An 18,010-nucleotide genomic window follows, 5' to 3' on the forward strand; every position below is an offset into this window, starting at 1 on the left:
GTTGCGCTTAGAAATCGATGAGTACGCTTTTCTGGCGCTGGCAGGCCTGAAATGCCTGACGCCCTAAATCTTTCCCGATGCCCGATCCCAGGAAGCCACCGGTTGGAATAATGAAATCGCCGGAGCGGCCATAGCGGTTGATCCAGACGGTGCCGGCGTCGATGGCGCGCATCGCCCGCATCGCACGTGGCAGGCTGAGGGTGTGAACCCCCGCGCACAGGCCGTAAGTGTCGTGTGCCGCCAGCGCCAGACCCTGCTCTTCATCGTCGAACGGCTGGATGGTCAGCACCGGACCAAAAATTTCCTGCTGCACTGCCGGATTGTCCTGGCTGACGTGGCTTAGCAAGGTGGGTTGCCAGAACCAGCCGCCGTCGGTATCCGCGAAGCGTTCACCGCCCACCAGCACCTCGGCACCCTGCGCTTTGGCGGCTTCAATCACTGAACAGACCTTGTTGCCCTGACGTTCATCGATCAGCGGCGCATAGCGACTGCCTTCGTGCCAGGTGACGCCCGGAGTCACTTCACGGCACAGCCGCGCCAGCCGTTCAGTCAGCGCATCGGCAATGCCGCGCTGGACGATTAAGCGGGTGCCCGCCACGCAGGCCTGGCCGCCGTTGGCGGTGAAACCCCGCAGAATGCGCTGCGCCAGGATGTCCGGGTCACCGGCATCATCAAACACCAGCTGTGGACTTTTACCGCCAAGTTCCAGCGTGACCGGTTTCATGCCGAACTGCGCCGCATCGCTCATGATGCGCGCGCCGGTCAGGGTGGAGCCGGTGAAGGAGACTTTGCGCACCAGAGGATGTTTCACCAGCGCACTGCCGGTCACCGCACCACTGCCCTGCATGATGTTGAGGATTCCGGCCGGTAAGCCAGCCTGAATCGCCAGCTCGGCCAGTCGCACGGTGGAAAACGGGGTCAGTTCAGAAGGTTTGAGCACCACGGCATTACCGGCTGCCAGCGCCGGTCCGCATTTCCATGACGCCATCGACAGCGGGAAATTCCACGGGGTGATGGCCCCAATCACGCCATAGGGTTCGGCCACCAGCATACCGAGACTGCTGTCGCGGGTCGGAAACAGGTCGCCGCTGTATTTGTCGGCGCATTCGGCATAAAAGCGAATCGCTTCGGCGGTGAACGGAATTTCGTGCAGTACCACATCACTGATTGGCCGGGTCGACCCGAGCGCTTCGAGCTGAGCCAGCAGCGGGTCCTGCTCGATCAGATCGGCCCAGCGCCGTAATACCCGACCGCGCTCACGCGGCGCACAGCCGGACCAGCCGCTGGTTTTCAGCGCCTGATGAGCCACGGTCACGGCATGGTCGACATCCTGCGGCGTGGCGTCATGCAGCGTGGCGTATACCTTGCCGTCGGAGGGACGCTTCACCGCAAAGGGCGCGCCCTGGCTCTGAAGATGCTGGCCGCCAATATAATGACCAACCGGAAGGGAAACTTTTTCAGGGTCGAAACTTAACATGGAAGAATCCTTATTTGTTACACCCGTCATTCGCTGGCTTATTAGCGTTTTAAACGTCACTTAGTTATCGCGTTAATAAGCTAATGCAGAAAGTATGCCAGCCGGGCAAAAAATAAAAATGCGTTTAAAACAGCGCAAAAAAATTTTCTGCCGTATTGGCGGAGGAATTTTTGCGGAATTGCCGAACAATTAAACAGATGATTTACTTCACAAAATTTATGCACTCTGCGGGTGCAACGCGCACGGAAATTGCACCATTACGGGTATCGCTGAGTCAGCGTTGCACCCGACGACAGAATTTCGCCTTCAATTTATCGACACAGTTCACATCATTGATAAATTTCCAGCTTTTTCAGAGTGCAGATAAATCAGAGCGCAGATAAATAAGTCAGCCGGTGAGAAAAAATTCAGCAAAAAAAACGCCAGCCCGAAATGCAGGCTGACGCGTTTTTATTCACTGCTTATTCAGAGGCTGCCGATATGAAATGTTTTTTGTTCCAGGTACTCATCAATTCCATATCGCGAACCTTCCCGGCCAATGCCGGATAATTTCACCCCGCCAAACGGTGCCACTTCTAATGAAATTGCCCCGGTATTGAAGCCGACCATGCCGAACTCCAGCGCTTCCGCCACCCGCCACGCCCGGCGGATATTTTCAGTGAAGAAGTAGGCTCCCAGCCCATACGGCGTGTCATTAGCCATCGCAATTGCCTGCTCTTCATCATCAAAAATAAACAGCGGCGCGACCGGGCCGAAGGTTTCTTCATGGGCGATACGCATGCTACTGGTCACGTTACCCAGCACCGTCGGTTCAACAAAGGTACCGTTGTTGCGGCTGATCCCGCCGGTCAGCAGCGTGGCACCCTGACTCAGAGCATCGTCGATGTGTCCGTTCACTTTCTCTACTGCCCGGTTGTTGATCAGCGGGCCAATGGTGGTGCCTGGCGTAAAGCCATCACCGACTTTCAGGGTGGCGACCGCCTCCAGCAGTCTGGCGCTAAAGCGTGGATAGATGTCGCGCTGCACCAGAATCCGGTTGGCGCAGACGCAGGTCTGGCCGGCATTGCGGAACTTGCTGACCATCACCCCGGCCACCGCTATCTCAATATCGGCATCGTCAAAGACGATCAACGGGGCATTGCCGCCCAGCTCAAGGCTCAGGCGTTTGATGCTGTCAGCGCTTTGCTGCATCAGCAGTTGTCCGACCCGGGTAGAGCCGGTAAAGGAGATTTTGCGCACCGTGCGGCTGGCAGTCAGCGCTTCACCGATTTCGGTCGGCAGACCGGTAAGCACCTGCAGCACGCCAGACGGGAAGCCGGCACGCTCCGCCAGTACCGCCAGCGCCAGCGCTGAGAGCGGCGTCAGTTCAGACGGTTTGACTATGATCGGGCAGCCAGCGGCCAGCGCGGGGGCGACTTTGCGGGTGATCATCGCAATCGGGAAATTCCACGGCGTAATGGCGGCTGCCACGCCGACCGGCTGTTTCAGCACCAGAATACGGCGGTCATCGCTGGGGGCCGGAATGGTGTCGCCATAGATGCGGCGCGCCTCTTCAGCGAACCATTTAACAAAGCTGGCACCGTACAGCACCTCACCTTTGGCTTCTGCCAGCGGTTTGCCCTGCTCGGCGGTCATGATAATCGCCAGATCGTCGGCATGATCAATAATCAGCTGGTGCCATTTTTCCAGCAGCGCCGCACGCGTGGCATTGGGCGTCTTTCCCCAGGCAATGCGGACCGATTCGGCATGCGCAATCGCCTGCTCAGTCTCGGTTTTTCCCAGCGCTGGAATAGTGGCGATGGTTTCGCCAGTGGCAGGATCGGTAACCGGCAGTGTGACGCCCTGCTGTGCGCCCTGCCAGCGTCCGGCGAACAACGCCTGCTGGCGCAGTAGATCGCTATCTTTCAGTTGTAGTCGCGACATAACATCCCCTTGTGATCGGCTGATTCCACTTTATCGCGGCGGGTCAGCGCAGGATGTTGTTGTCAGAGAGGAGAAAGTGTCGGAAAGGAATTTTTCGCCGCGAAAAGAAATTTTATGCCGTGCGGCGAAATGCGCACCCCAGCGGATGCGCATCAGCGTTAAATCTGGAAGTCGATTACCGGTTCATCTTCATTACCGTAGGAGAGTGCCTGACGTTTGATCTCTTCCAGTGACAGGTTAGCGTTGCACAATTCAAGGAATTGCCAGACATAGTTACGCTGTAGCTGCCCGCGCTTGAGGCCGAGCCAGACGGTGCTGGCATCGAACAGGTGCGTCGCCTCGACCCGGACCAGGTCATCGTTCTCTTCGGTTTCGCATGCCTGATCGGCCAGTATCCCGACGCCTAAACCGAGTTTAACGTAGGTTTTCACCACGTCGGAGTCCTGTGCGCTGAGCACAATATCGGGTTTCAGTCCGGCCGACTGGAAAGCCCGATCGACGCGTGACCGTCCGGTGATCCCCTGACGATAGGTGATCAGCGGATAGCGGCTGAGGGTGCTGAGCGATACCGACTGATTCTGCACCAGCTCATGCTCTTTCGGCACCAGTAAAGCGTGGTGCCAGCTGAACCACGGGAACGCCGCCAGGCTGCTGTTATTGACCAGCATTTCACTGGCAATGCCGATATCCGCCTCACCCGCCAGCAGCATGCTGACAATTTCCTGCGGCGAACCCTGATTCAGTTCCAGCCGGACGTTGGGATAGAGCTGACGGAACGCCTTAATGATTTTCGGCAGGCTGTAGCGCGCCTGGGTGTGGGTGGTAGCGATAGTCAGTATGCCGCTGGTTTCATTGGTAAAAACATCGGCCAGCCGACGCACTTTGCCGGCCTCATCGAGAATGCGCTCGGCGATGGTCAGTAATGCTTTTCCTGGCTCCGTCATGCCCAGCAGGCGTTTGCCACGCCGGATAAAAATTTCGACGCCCAGTTCATCTTCAAGGTCACGAATATGCCTGCTCACACCCGACTGGGACGTAAATAGCGTATTGGCGACTTCCGTTAAATTAAATTCACAGCGTGCCGCCTCGCGGATGATTTTAAGTTGCTGGAAATTCACGGTATTTACCTCCCTTTACGTAATCTGATTTGTTGATGGTAAGAACTATTATTGATAACAGGAAATACTAAAAAAGTTACTTATATGACAATAGGGAATAAAGAGGTGGGATTGAGGGGGGGCGTGTTCGCTGCGCGAACGGGGCTGCAGAGGGTTTCGTTTGCCGGCCAGTGAGGTTTTGAGGTTCGCTGCGCGAACGGGGGCTGAGAAGATTTCGTTCGCCGGCTGGCTGCGGCAGTTTCAGTTTCGCCGCTGCCGGCGACCGACAAGGGGCACCAGTCGCCGCGCCCCCTTGACCCCGGGCTCCGGCCTGCTTCACCGCCGCTTCGCGGTCCCTTCGCCTCTTCCGGATTTCTCACGGACCGTCGGGACGCGCCATCCCTGGCACGACCCCGACTCTTCGCGACATCCCTGTCGCTCGTCCGGAAATCCCTCATCTGCTCAGCGCTTCAGATGGCCTCCCTAACCCCTCGCTGTGATTTCTTTTTTTCTTTGTTTGGTGCTTCGTCGCTGTAAGGAGTGAGCACCACAACTGTCAGCGCTTCTTTTAAGTTCAGAGGAGTTAACCGTCAGGAAAAAGAAAGTATCCATACAGCCACCAGATGTAATCCCTGCCACCAGACACCAGCCAAAACCAGTCCATCTACAAGAAAGAGGATTTACAGACGAGGATTTTACCAGAGGCGTCCGCAGCGCTGAGGAACAACCGGAGGCCAGGAGAGCCGACAGGAGGTCGGCGAAAGGACGGATCGTGCCAGGGATGGCGCGTCCGGCCGGTCCGTCGGCCGCAGGGAGTGACGAAGGGACCGCGCGCAGCGTGGCGCGCAGGCCGCCGGACGCCGGGATTGTTAAGGGGCGGGCGGCCGCCCCTTGACGCGTCCGCCTGCTCAGGCAACCTGAAACTCCCCATCGCCTGGCGGGCGAAACCTGCTCAGTGTCAGCCTGCTGCAAAGCGAAACCTTATCAATCTTTCCCCGCTTTCAGCGGCCTGAACCCAGCCAGTCAGGGCTAAAAACTCACCGGCAGGGTTTCACCAGAGGCGTCCGCAGCGCTGAGGAACAACCGGAGGCCAGGAGAGCCGACAGGAGGTCGGCGAAAGGACGGATCGCGCCACGGATGGCGCGTCCGGCCGGTCCGTCGGCCGCAGGGAGTGACGAAGGCACCGCGCGAAGCGGGGCGCGCAGGCCGCCGGACGCCGGGATTGTTAAGGGGCGGGCGTCCGCCCCTTGACGCGACCGCCTGCTCAGGCGACCTGAAACTCCCCATCGCCTGGCGGGCGAAACCCGCTCAGTGTCAGACCGCAGCAGGTCTAACTAACCCACCAGCCACCAGGCAAAACCAGTCCATATACAAGTCAGAGAGATTACAGACGAGGATTTTACCAGAGGCGTCCGCAGCGCTGAGAAGTGAACGGAGGCCAGGAGAGCCGACAGGAGGTCGGCGAAAGGACGGATCGCGCCAGGGATGGCGCGTCCGGCCGGTCCGTCGGCCGCAGGGAATGACGAAGGGACCACGCGCAGCGTGGCGCGCAGGCCGCCGGACGCCGGGATTGTTAAGGGGCGGGCGTCCGCCCCTTGACGCGACCGCCTGCTCAGGCAACCTGAAACTCCCCATCGCCTGGCGGGCGAAACCTCACTCAATGTCAGACAGCAGCAGGTCTAACTAACCCACCAGCCACCAGCCAAAACCAGTCCATATACAAGTCAGAGAGATTACAGACGAGGGTTTTACCAGAGGCGTCCGCAGCGCTGAGAAGTGAACGGAGGCCAGGAGAGCCGACAGGAGGTCGGCGAAAGGACGGATCGCGCCACGGATGGCGCGTCCGGCCGGTCCGTCGGCCGCAGGGAGTGACGAAGGCACCGCGCGCAGCGTGGCGCGCAGGCCGCCGGACGCCGGGATTGTTAAGGGGCGGGCGTCCGCCCCTTGACGCGACCGCCTGCTCAGGCAATCTGAAACTCCCCATCGCCTGGCGGGCGAAACCCGCTCAGTGTCAGACCGCAGCAGGTCTAACTAACCCACCAGCCACCAGGCAAAACCAGTCCATATACAAGTCAGAGAGATTACAGACGAGGATTTTACCAGAGGCGTCCGCAGCGCTGAGGAACAACCGGAGGCCAGGAGAGCCGACAGGAAGTCGGCGAAAGGACGGATCGTGCCAGGGATGGCGCGTCCGGCCGGTCCGTCGGCCGCAGGGAGTGACGAAGGCACCGCGCGCAGCGTGGCGCGCAGGCCGCCGGACGCCGGGATTGTTAAGGGGCGGGCGGCCGCCCCTTGACGCGTCCGCCTGCTCAGGCAACCTGAAACTCCCCATCGCCCGGCGGGCGAAACCCGCTCAGTGTCAGACCGCAGCAAACGCAACATTACTCAGTGTCAGCCCGCAGCAAGCGAAACCCGCTCAATATCAGACCGCAGCAAGCGTAACCTGCCCCATTAACTCACCAACATCAACTCACGCTCTTCGCTCATCGGCTTATTCAGCAGCGACAGCAGAATATTTTTTACTGCCTGCGCCGACGGCGACAACGGTAAACGGGCGGAGATATTCAGCGACAGCGGCAGGCTCAGTGACGGACTGTTGATCCGTGCCATCCAGGCATTGGTTGAGCCAACCAGCGAACGTGCGGCGGATTCCGGCAACACCGTGACGCCCATACCGCTGGAGATTGCCGCCGTCAACGTAGAGATCGATTCGATTTCGCCGATGATACGTGCACTCAGGCGACGCAGTGAAAACGCCTCATCGACACGTTTGCGCACTGCACTGTAGTCGCGCGGCAGGAACAGGCTCATCTGTGCCACATCAGCCAGATCGACACTGGCACCCGGACAGTCGGTGGCACCGACCAGATACAGCTCCTCTTTCATCAGCGCCATGCTGTTAATTCCGGCGGTCGGCGCACGATCGTACAACACCGCCATATCCAGCTGACCGTTCATCACTTTCTCATTCAGCGAACTGCCGCTGTTTTCATGCAGATAAACCAGCACTTCCGGGAACTGATCGCGTACCGTCTGCAACAGCGGCATGGTCAGCGATGACGCCGCCGTACCCGGAGCCAGCCCAATCGAAACCTGACCGCTTAACACCTGGCCAGCATTGATCACCGCGGTTTGTGCCTGCTCACACTGGCGCAGGATGGTCCGTGCATGCGAGTAAAGAATCTTACCGGCTTCGGTCGGTGTGACGCCGCGCTTGGTGCGAATCAACAGTTGTTGATCCAGTTCGTTCTCCAGCGTCGCAACCTGCTGACTCAGCGCAGGCTGGGCGATGTGCAGCACTTCTGCCGCCTGAGTCAGACTGCCGATATCGACGATTTTAACAAAGTACTTCAGTCGTCTTAAATTCATCTTGCCTCCGTCACTAACCCCGAATAGCTAAATTGGTCTGAGCCAACCGCGTTGTTGCTAAGGAAATTGCAAGATGCAGGCCAGGTTTCATCCGGGCAGCCATCAGCCCAACCAGAATTTTCCTAACGCGCCGGAAAATAAGCGTTTCTGATTACCTCATAAGAGTTAATAAGCGGCGGCGATAGGCTGTCCGGCGACGAAACGGCCAGTCACGCACCGCGATAGTGCAGACACTGCGAGTCAGGCGTGCATAAAAGTGATGACCTGCAGATCCGTTTTAGTGCAGCGGTAAGCGGATAAGGCACGCACAGCCTGGCTTCAGGCGCTGGCGAGGCGGCTCAGCGTGTAAACGTTATCAGTGGGATTTCTTATCGTTGGCGGGAATTCGGCGGGATCGGACTGAACATTGCCCTCTCTGCCAGGCAGCAGAGAGGGCAATGCATGCGCCAGGGTCCGGCGGCGCAGTACCGGTGGCAAATCAGCGTTTTTTACGGTTGCGATGCATATCAATCGAGACCGCAGCGACAATGATGATCCCTTTGATGATGTCCTGAATATAGGCATCGACACCGACAAAGGTGAATCCGCTTTTAATCAGGCCGAGGATCACTGCACCGATTAGCGTACCGGTGATGCGGCCGACGCCGCCCATCAGGCTGCTGCCACCGATTACGGCTGCGGCAATCGCATCCAGCTCATAGGACATCCCCATGCTCGACTGTCCGCTGCTGACACGGGCCGCCAGCACCACACCGGCCAGGCCAGAGAGCGCACCGGCAATGGTATAGACGATGATCAGGTACTTATTAACCTTGATACCCGAGACTTTGGCGGAGGTCATGTTACCGCCGATGGCGTAAACATATTTACCGTAGCGGGTATGCTTCAGGGCGATATGAAACAGCAGCGCCACCACCAGGAAAATCACCACCGGCATCGCGCCCTGGCCGATAGAGGTAAAGCCATCGGAGAGGAAGCTGATCGGGTTACCCTGAGTGTAATACTGTGCCAGACCGCGCGCCGACACCATCATGCCGAGAGTGGCAATAAACGGCGGGATACCGGTGCGGGTGATCAACACGCCATTCACCAGACCACACAGCAAGCCGACCCCGATACCGGCGGCGATCGGGATCACCGCCGGCATATTCACCAGCGACGGATACATCGGCGACAGGCTGTCCGAGGTTTGCGCCAGGCTGGCGGCGACGACGGCCGTCAGGGCGATAACCGACCCGGATGAAAGGTCGATACCGGTGGTAATGATCACCTGGGTCACGCCTACCGCGATAATCCCGATAATCGCCACCTGCAACACAATCAGGATCAGACGGTTGGTGTTGAGCAGGAAAGACTGGTCACGCACGTACCAGCCGAACATTTCAAAAATTAACGCTATCCCCACCATCACCACAAAAATGCCGGTATCTTTCGGCAATTTGTGACGCAGACTGGCGAAAAAGGAGGGTTGCTGCGGAGCTGCCGGGGTGGCAGTGGCTTTCATATTGCTCATAGTTGTCTCGCGCCTCACTCGGATGCCAACGACAGAATGGTTTCCTGATCGGCTTCTTCTTTATCGAGGATGCCGGTTATACGCCCGCCGTGCATCACCATTACCCGGTCGCTCATGCCGAGAATTTCCGGCAATTCAGACGACACCATAATGATGGCTACGCCACGGTTGGCGAGTTCACTGATTAAGCGGTAAATCTCCGCTTTTGCCCCGACGTCGATACCGCGCGTCGGTTCATCCAGAATCAGGATCTTGGGTTGCGCCAGCAGCCAGCGGGCAATCAATACCTTTTGCTGATTGCCGCCGCTGAGGTTGTTGATGATCTGATCCATGGTCGGGGTTTTGATGTTGAGTCGCCGGATTTGATCCATGCAGTCCTGCGCCATCTTCACATGGCTGACAAAACCACTTTTCCCGCTGTACTCCGGCATGTTGACGATGCTCATGTTCTCCATCACCGATAGCACCAGAAACAGCCCGGACTTTTTGCGATCCTCGGTGAGAAACGCCATCCCCTTCTCAATCGCGGTGGACGGCGAGTCGATATTGACCGGCACACCATCAATTAAAATTTCACCGCTATCGAAGCTTTCCATGCCGAACAGGCTTTCCATCACCTCGCTGCGGCCCGCGCCTACCAGACCGGCCACGCCGAGGATCTCGCCACGGCGAACGCTGAAGTTGATATCGGTGAAGCGGTCTTTACAGCTCAGATTACGAACCGTCAGCACATCTTCGCCGATATCGTTGTTGAATTTCGGGAACAGCTGGGTCAGTTCACGCCCGACCATTTGGGTGATTAATGACTGGCGGGTGTATTTCGCCGTCTGGTCGCTGCCAATCCAGCTGCCGTCGCGGAAAATACTCACTTCGTCGGTGATGGTGAAAATCTCATCCATCTTGTGACTGATATAGATGATGGCCTTGCCCTGCTCACGCAGGTCACGGATGATGGTGAACAGATGCGCAACTTCCGTTTCAGTTAACGCGGAGGTGGGCTCATCCATAATGACGATGTCGGAATCCCACGAAACGGCTTTGGCAATTTCCACCATCTGCTGCGATGCGATACTCAGATCGCCGACCATACGATCGGCTTTCAGGCGGATGTTCAGTCGGTTCAGCAGCGTCTGCGTCATCTGGTTCAGGCGGGCGTGATCGACAAAGCCAAACTTCATCGGTTCACGACCCAGCCAGATATTCTCGGCCACCGTCATGTACGGCACCAGATTCAGTTCCTGGTGGATCATCGAGACACCGGAACGCAAGGCATCCATAGTGTCCTGAAACTGCACCGGCTCCCCTTTAATGCGGATGGTGCCCTTATCGGGACGATACATCCCGATAAGGCACTTCATTAAAGTGGATTTGCCCGCGCCATTTTCGCCCATCAAGGCATGTACCGTTCCCGGACGCACCCGCAACGAGACGTTGTCGAGTGCCTTCACCCCAGGGAAGAACTTGCTGATGCCTTCGGCTTCAAGCGCAAAAGCGGTCATACATCACCTCCGTACAGCTGGGTCGGGAACGATTATTTCAGATTACGCTGGGTAAACTGGTCCATATTTTCTTTGGTAATCAACTGGTAAGGGATATTGATAACTTTCTGTACTTTTTCGCCCTTCGCCAGTTTCACCGCAGCCTGAACCGCGCCTTCACCCTGGCCCTGCGCATCCTGGAACACGGTGGCGATCATCTTGCCTTGCTTCAGCATCTGTAACGCATCTGGCGTGCCGTCGACGCCAGCAATCAGGATTTTGTCGGGATTCTTACCCAGCGCCTGTAAGGCACCGATTGCCATTTCATCGTTGTTTGAGGCGATGGCGTTGATGTCGTTGCCAGCGGTCATCCAGTTGCTGACCACATCCACCGCGTCGTTACGCATGAATTTTGCGGTCTGCTTCTGCACGATTTTGATGCCGGGGAATTTTGCGGCGACTTCTTCTACCCCTTTGGTGCGGTCACGGGTCGATTCATTCGCCAGGTCGCCCATCAGAATGGCGACGTTGCCTTTGCCGTTCATCGCTTTGGCGAGTGCTTCCATTTGTAAACGTCCGGCCAGTTCGGAATCGGAACCGACGTAGGCCATTTTGTCGGTCAGCTCAGCCTGTGGACGACGGTTAACGAAGATCAGCGGGATACCGGCTTTACTGGCCTGATCCATAATCGGCTTCACCGCGTTGGTGTCGACCGGGTTGACGATGATGGCGTCAACGCCCTGACCGATGAAGGTCTGAACCTGTTGCAGCTGCTGTGAAACGTCACCTTTGGCATCTTCTACCTGACCTTTAACGCCATCTTTCTGCATCTCTTTCTGCATTGAGGTGCGCAGGATGGTGAGAAAGTTGTCGTCAAACAGTGCCATAGAGACACCAACCGAGAGATCTTTTGCCATGACGGCGGCAGGCAACATGCAGGCTAACAGTGAGGCGACAATCGTTTTTTTAATGTTCATAGGGACCCTTCTTATTTGTTAACTTGCTCAGTGGCTGACACTGCGAATGAAAAATATCTTTTACATTCATCCAACCGGGCTGGCGTCTGTTTCGGTAAATTTGAGGTAAGACTTCCGCTTCTGGCTATTTTTGTGACCGACCACTCCTTTTCACAATCACTTGATTCACAAACAGTTAATTTCAAAATGACGTTTTACTTTTTCAGAAAGGTTGCGTCCGTGATGATAAGCAGTTTATTTATTCCATATAATCACGTTTTGAAATTTTTATCATAAAAGCACTGAAATGATTGTTTTAACATCGCCAAATAACAAAACTTTGACACGCATCTAACATCTGTGGAGAAATGCCTTTAAATTGAGATCCTGTTGGCAGTTTGAAAAGTCACCGAAAACCCTAAAAAAACGCCGATCCGCTGCTTTTACGAGCATCTGAACGCAATTCATCAAAGAGGGCTTTGACAAGCTGAACCCACGCCGCTAATATTCGCCCCGTTCCAGCAATTCCTCTGTAGTTCAGTCGGTAGAACGGCGGACTGTTAATCCGTATGTCACTGGTTCGAGTCCAGTCAGAGGAGCCAGAATTAGAAAAGCCCGCTCAGGGAAACCTGAGCGGGCTTTTTGCTGTTGTCTTTTTATGGCGGCAGCGTGCCGCAGCCGTGCTGCTTCATCAGCGCCTGCGCGGCATAGCCGGACAGGCGCGGTGGCGATTACTTCAGCGCAATCCGCACGATTTCGTCAGTGCCTTTGGTAGACGAGTCCTCATTAAACTCGGCCTTCAGGGTGACGTACAGCGTGGCGTTATCCGGTCCAATCAGCAGGCTGTTAGGGTTTTTATCAAACGACCAGCTCTTTTTCACCGCGTAGGTGGTGGCGTCCAGTTGCAGCACTTTTTTCGATTCACGCTGACTGATGTAGAGTTCATTTCGCTGCGGGTTGAACTTAATGCCCAGCGCATCGCCTTCGATACGTTTGATCACCTTCCCGCTCCGTTCGTCGAACACCAGCGTGGTTTTGGCTTTGGAATCGTCAGTGACAAACAGACGGCCGGTAGCCGGATCTTCCGCCATATTAAGGAAAAGGTACTCTTTGCCATCACCCGCGGTCAGGCGTTTTTCGATTTTGTGACTGCGCGGATTGATGACCAGGATTTCGCCGGAACCGTTGGCGGCATAAATACGTTCGGTCAGCGGGGAATAGATGATGCCGGTGACCCATTTACCGGCATTTTTAATCTCGGTTTTCAGCTTAAAGGTTTTGGTATCCACCACCGAGATATAGCCAGGATCGGCGACCCGGCCGACGTATAACTCGTTGCCGTGCCACAGCACTTCACGCGCACCGGCAGGATAACCCTCTTTGCTGATCTTGCCGGGGAATACCAGCCGCTGCAGCACTTTGCCGCTCTGCGCATCCACTTTGGAGAGCGCGCCATCCAGCGAGTTGGTGGTATAGAACACGCTGCCCTGCCGATCGATGGCGGTACCGAAATTTTTCAGGTCGGTATGGGTTTCGCCTTTGGTATCCAGCGTGGCTGGATCGAGGCGATAGATCATGCCGCCATTCACATCCTTAAACGCCTGAGCACTGGCAACAAACAGCGCTTTGGACGCCGGCGAATAGGCCATCTCGTACAGACCCTCTCCCAGCGCGCGTTGCGTTATCGCCGTATCAACCGGTTTTGCTGCTTCAGCAGCAGGCGCGTCAACTTTTTTGGCCGGCGCCTGACAGGCGGTCAGGCTAAAGGCCGCGGCAACGGCCAGGGCAACAGCGGCTTTGCGCGGACTAAACAACGATTTCATGCTGAACTCCATCAAGGGATGAATCGCGCCGGTCCAGTGTGGCCGCGCGGAAGAATGAGAATCATACGCATTAACAACCGGTAATCAACTTAACCGGCAGATTGCGGCCCGCATTTCCCGCTTGATTGATGTCCGATTCGGCTTTTGTTGCCGCTATTTAGCGTCAGCCGCCCCTTTTTACAGCCCTGAAAACCTGTAAACATCCGTTACTATCCGGATTAAAATGCTTTTATCTGTTTGATTATCAAAACCTTTACATCTTCTTACACTTGGTGTTGAATCATTCCGAAAAAATATAAAGCAAATGATTATCATTGGCATTCGCAAATCATCATTCCCTGCTGATTTCACCAGGGTAAAGGCGCGCGAAGCTCACTGAAAAAGCGTAACGGCTTAAAAATAATAATCATTGCTTACGGAAACTATTATGTCTTTAAACGGCATGGAATCAGGCTTCAGGAAAACCTTTCGCGTTTCGTTGCTGGCAGTGGCGGTACCGGCGCTGTTCACTCCCCGGCTGGCACAGGCGGCTGAGGAGTCACAGCAGGATCTGGTGGTGAAGGCCGCCCCCGACAATGACAACCGCAGCTCTGAGCAGGACTATGCTGTTCAGACCACCCGGGCTGGTACAAAACTGCTGTTAACGCCGCGAGACGTCCCGCAATCGGTCAGCGTAGTGACCCAGCAGCGGATGAAAGATCAGGATCTGCAATCGGTTAACGATGTTCTGACCAATGCCACCGGTATCTCGACTAATCTGATCGACAGTGAACGTTCTGAATACTATTCGCGCGGCTTTAAGGTGAGTAATTTCACCTACGACGGCATCCCCACTTCGGTCAACGATGCGTGGAACTACGGCGATGCGGCCTCTGATACGGCGATTTACGATCGCATCGAAATCGTCCGTGGCGCTACCGGGCTGATGAGCGGAGCAGGCAGCCCTGCCGCCTCGATTAATATGGTACGTAAACATGCCGACAGTAAAACCTTCACCGGTACGCTGGATGCCAGCTACGGCAGCTGGAATAAGCAGCGTTATGTGGCGGATCTCTCAGCCCCGCTAAACAGTGATGGCAGCCTGCGCGGCCGGGTCGTCACCGGCTATACCGATCAGGACAGCTGGCTGGACCGCTATCATAAAACCAAAAAGTTTGTTTATGGCGTTATCGATGCCGACCTGAGCGAACGAACTACCCTGTCGCTGGGTTACGATTATGAAGATAACAACACCGGCAATCCCACCTGGGGCGGTCTGCCGATGTTTTACAGCAACAACGCCACCACCCACTACGATCGCAGCCTGAATTCAGCGGCCAACTGGGCGCGTTACAACACCAATGCCCGCAAAGTTTTCGCCGATATCGATCACAACTTTGATAACGGCTGGAACGTTCACTTTAACGGGACCCACGCCGAGAATACCTTCAGCGATAAGCTGCTCTACGTAATGGGCAGTGCCGATCAGGATAGCGGCGAAGGCACCACCGGTTTCGGCAGCATGGACCGCGGAAAGCGTAAGGTGGATTCCTTCGATGGTTTCGCCAGCGGTCCGTTTGCGCTGTTGGGCCGTCAGCACCTGTTGATGGCGGGCATCAGCTACAGCCGCCAGCATAACGCGACCTGGAGTCAGGATGGGGTCAGCAATGCCGGGGCAGGCGAAATCACCGCTGAAGATATGGGCATCTTCAACAACAGCTGGAGTGGCAATATTGCCGAACCTGAATGGCAGGGCTGGTATCTCAATGCGAACGACACCATCCGTCAGAAATCGGCTTATAGTGCAGCACGCTTCTCGCTGACCGATCCGCTGTCGTTGATTATTGGCGCGCGTTATACCCAATGGAGCACCGAGGGCAGCAGCGGAGATATGACCAAAAACAACACCACGCCTTATGCCGGCCTGGTGTACGACATCAACGATACCTGGTCCGCGTATGGCAGCTATACCGCGATCTTCCTGCCGCAAACCTATCGCGATACCCGCGGGAAATATCTGGCGCCGGTCACCGGTAAAAGCTACGAGACCGGACTGAAATCGGCGTGGTACGACGGCCGGCTGACTGCAACCGTCGCGATCTTCCGCATTGAGCAGGACAACGTGGGTCAGGCGCTTGACGGGGTGTATCTCAGCGGCAGCGAGCAGGCTTATGCGCCGGCGAAAGGCGCAGTAAGTAAAGGTGCCGAGTTCGAACTGAACGGAGCGTTGACCGATTATCTGCAGCTGACCTTTGGCGCAACCCGCTATGTCGCACGGGACAAGAGTGGCCGCTTCAACAGCTATCAGCCGCAAACGTCCTTTAAATTCTTCACCCGCTACCAGTTGCCAATGCTGCCCGATCTTACGCTCGGCGGCGGCCTTAACTGGCAGAACCGGGTGTTCGAAGATTCCACCAACGCCAGCGGCGATAGCGTGCGCGTTTACCAGGGCAGCTATCCGCTGGCCTCGCTGTTTGCCCGTTATCAGATTAACCGGCAGGTTGCGCTGCAGGCTAACGTCGATAATCTGTTTGATCGCGAGTACTACAGCTATATGAACAGCTACGTTTACGGTGAGCCGCGCAACATCAACGTCAGCGTTTCCTGGCAGTTCTGATCCGCCGGGGTAGATACGCGCGTTGCCTGGTTTGCAGGTTTAAAAACGGCCGCAGCGCATCAGGCTGCGGCGGTTCTGGCGTCAGGGTTGCTGTTTACAGCGTCAAAAAGTTACAAAAGAGCACGTTAAGGGGTAAAACCCGCTGCAATGCGCATCATTCCCGCGCGGGTCTCGCCCTGCCCCTGACTGCTGCAGGGAAGCATTATCCCTGCTGTGTTAACTGCGGAATATCACCCAGCGCGGCAATTGCCCGATCGCTATAACCGGCCTGCTGGAGCGGCTGCACAACTTCAGCAGCCAGATCCGGCACATAGCCAATCAATACCTCGCCCGCAGGCTGCAGGGTCACTTCATCTAACGCGGCGGGTAACAACACTGACTCCGCCCGCCCGATTTCCACCGTGACGCCATTAGCCGTTACCGTTAGCGGCTCACCGAGGTTAGAGAGAATGCGCGCGCGATTGAAACTCAGGCGTTGTGGCTGGCTAAACTGCCAGCGTTCCAGCGCAAAATAGGGCCCGGCACAGCAAAACAGTCGGGTCAGATCCGCGCTATTCAACGCCAGACCGGGCTGAGGTTCACAGCGCAGTTCCGGCCGCAGCTCCTGTAACAGCGCATCAATATTCTTCTCCCACTCCGCCTGGCTCAGACGCGAGCCGTCTTCCATTTTCCACGGCATGGCGTGCTGCTGAATGTCGGAGGTCTGTTCGATTTCATAGATCAGCGTGTCGGGACCAAAGCTGTGCAGCATCCCGCCGGGAACGTAAAAAGTATCACCGGTTTTTACCGCCACCCGATGCATCACCGCATCGTAATCCTCTGCCAGCAGCGCCGCTTTGAGCCGATCATTATTCACACCCGCGCGCACCCCTAACAGACAGGTGGCATCCGGCGCCGCCGACAGAATATGCCAGGCTTCGGTTTTGCCATTCGGCTGCTGCTCCAGCCGCTGTGCCGCTTCATCATTGGCATGCAGATGCACCGGCAGCATTCCGCTGCCATCAATAAATTTGCTCAGCAGCGGGAAGTGCGGACCGCGCCAGCCGGGTGCGACGATTTCATCGGGATAACGGGTGATCAACTCGCGCAGGCTGGTGCCCGCCAGCTCGCCGTTGGTTACTGAGGCGATCATGCCGTCGACATCGCTGATCTCCCAGGTTTCGGCCACCCGTGAGTCAGGCAGTCCAGCCTTACTCAGTTGCTGCCTGATGCGCTGACCGCCAAAAATATGGCTGGCGATTGGCGTGGTCAGCTTCAATGGATACGCTTTCATCATTCCCCCTTAGCCTTAATCAGATCACTGCGACACCACCGGTAACCGCAATGGTCGCGCCGGAGATATAGCTCGCTTCGTCACTGGCCAGCATCACCCAGGATGAAGCCAGCTGCGCCGGCTGCCCCATACGCTGCAACGGCACTTCACCGCCAAAGCTTTCCACCTGCTCGGGTGGCATGGTGGCCGGAATTAACGGTGTCCAGATGGGGCCAGGCGCCACGGCGTTGGCGCGAATGCCTCTATCCGCCAGCAGCGCAGCCAGGCTGCCTGAGAAGTTAACGATTGCCGCCTTCGTAGCCGAATAAGCGATCAGCTTCGGCTTAGGCTTAGGCTTAGGCTGAATCGTTACTGTTTACGACAGTAAGTCTAGCAGCCCTTACTAAAGCGCAAGGACGATGACGTGGTGTAACAGTTTGAGTGGTCAACTATTTTAGTGCTAAGCGTGACTGCGCCGGGTAAAATTGAACGGCTTGAGTGCCAAACTGATTACGCTTTCTGCAAT

11 protein-coding genes and 1 tRNA gene are annotated in these 18,010 nt (G+C 56.4%); 2 read left to right on the forward strand and 10 right to left on the reverse strand.

Going from position 1 to position 18,010, the window contains the following annotated elements; translation table 11 throughout:
* Positions 1-7 precede the first annotated feature (7 nt).
* The 7 genes from ABIB18_RS09855 to ABIB18_RS09885 form a co-directional block, all read right to left on the reverse strand.
* Positions 8-1,477 (reverse strand): aldehyde dehydrogenase family protein, encoded by a 1,470-nt coding sequence (locus ABIB18_RS09855; RefSeq protein ID WP_354474071.1) that lies wholly within the window; start codon positions 1,475-1,477, stop codon positions 8-10.
* A 465-nt stretch (positions 1,478-1,942) separates the two neighbouring features.
* Positions 1,943-3,400 carry an NAD-dependent succinate-semialdehyde dehydrogenase gene (locus tag ABIB18_RS09860; RefSeq protein ID WP_031377052.1) on the reverse strand — a complete coding sequence of 486 codons (1,458 nt, stop codon included), beginning with the start codon at positions 3,398-3,400 and terminating at the stop codon, positions 1,943-1,945.
* Positions 3,401-3,558: 158 nt separating this feature from the next.
* Entirely contained in the window at positions 3,559-4,518 is a 960-nt protein-coding gene (cbl, locus tag ABIB18_RS09865) for an HTH-type transcriptional regulator Cbl (RefSeq protein WP_354474072.1), read from the reverse strand.
* A gap of 2,430 nt (positions 4,519-6,948) precedes the next feature.
* Positions 6,949-7,866 carry a nitrogen assimilation transcriptional regulator NAC gene (gene nac / locus ABIB18_RS09870; RefSeq protein WP_279811243.1) on the reverse strand — a complete coding sequence of 306 codons (918 nt, stop codon included), beginning with the start codon at positions 7,864-7,866 and terminating at the stop codon, positions 6,949-6,951.
* 478 nt (positions 7,867-8,344) lie between these two features.
* Positions 8,345-9,370 (reverse strand): ABC transporter permease, encoded by a 1,026-nt coding sequence (locus ABIB18_RS09875; RefSeq protein ID WP_176035913.1) that lies wholly within the window; start codon positions 9,368-9,370, stop codon positions 8,345-8,347.
* A gap of 23 nt (positions 9,371-9,393) precedes the next feature.
* Entirely contained in the window at positions 9,394-10,878 is a 1,485-nt protein-coding gene (locus ABIB18_RS09880) for a sugar ABC transporter ATP-binding protein (RefSeq protein ID WP_159223615.1), read from the reverse strand.
* Positions 10,879-10,910: 32 nt separating this feature from the next.
* Positions 10,911-11,834 (reverse strand): sugar ABC transporter substrate-binding protein, encoded by a 924-nt coding sequence (locus tag ABIB18_RS09885; RefSeq protein WP_069729732.1) that lies wholly within the window; start codon positions 11,832-11,834, stop codon positions 10,911-10,913.
* A gap of 505 nt (positions 11,835-12,339) precedes the next feature.
* Between ABIB18_RS09885 and ABIB18_RS09890 the strand changes: the two genes are divergently transcribed.
* Positions 12,340-12,415: transfer RNA gene (locus ABIB18_RS09890), tRNA-Asn, on the forward strand.
* Positions 12,416-12,544: 129 nt separating this feature from the next.
* Here ABIB18_RS09890 and ABIB18_RS09895 read toward each other — a convergent pair.
* Complete coding sequence (locus ABIB18_RS09895) at positions 12,545-13,636, reverse strand: YncE family protein (RefSeq protein WP_354474073.1); 1,092 nt, start codon at positions 13,634-13,636, stop codon at positions 12,545-12,547.
* Between the two features lie 427 nt (positions 13,637-14,063).
* Between ABIB18_RS09895 and fhuE the strand changes: the two genes are divergently transcribed.
* A complete protein-coding gene (fhuE, locus tag ABIB18_RS09900; protein ID WP_354474074.1) occupies positions 14,064-16,232 on the forward strand; it encodes a ferric-rhodotorulic acid/ferric-coprogen receptor FhuE in 2,169 nt (722 codons plus the stop codon).
* Between the two features lie 202 nt (positions 16,233-16,434).
* On the opposite strand, the gene ABIB18_RS09905 is transcribed toward fhuE, so the two are convergent.
* Positions 16,435-17,508 carry a class I mannose-6-phosphate isomerase gene (locus ABIB18_RS09905; protein WP_316552685.1) on the reverse strand — a complete coding sequence of 358 codons (1,074 nt, stop codon included), beginning with the start codon at positions 17,506-17,508 and terminating at the stop codon, positions 16,435-16,437.
* Positions 17,509-17,524: 16 nt separating this feature from the next.
* Positions 17,525-17,851: an SDR family oxidoreductase gene (locus ABIB18_RS09910; RefSeq protein WP_354474165.1), complete on the reverse strand. Its 327-nt coding sequence runs from the start codon at positions 17,849-17,851 to the stop codon at positions 17,525-17,527.
* Positions 17,852-18,010 lie beyond the last annotated feature (159 nt).

Source organism: Pantoea sp. UYEF8, from assembly GCF_040546285.1.
Lineage (GTDB): Bacteria > Pseudomonadota > Gammaproteobacteria > Enterobacterales > Enterobacteriaceae > Pantoea > Pantoea brenneri.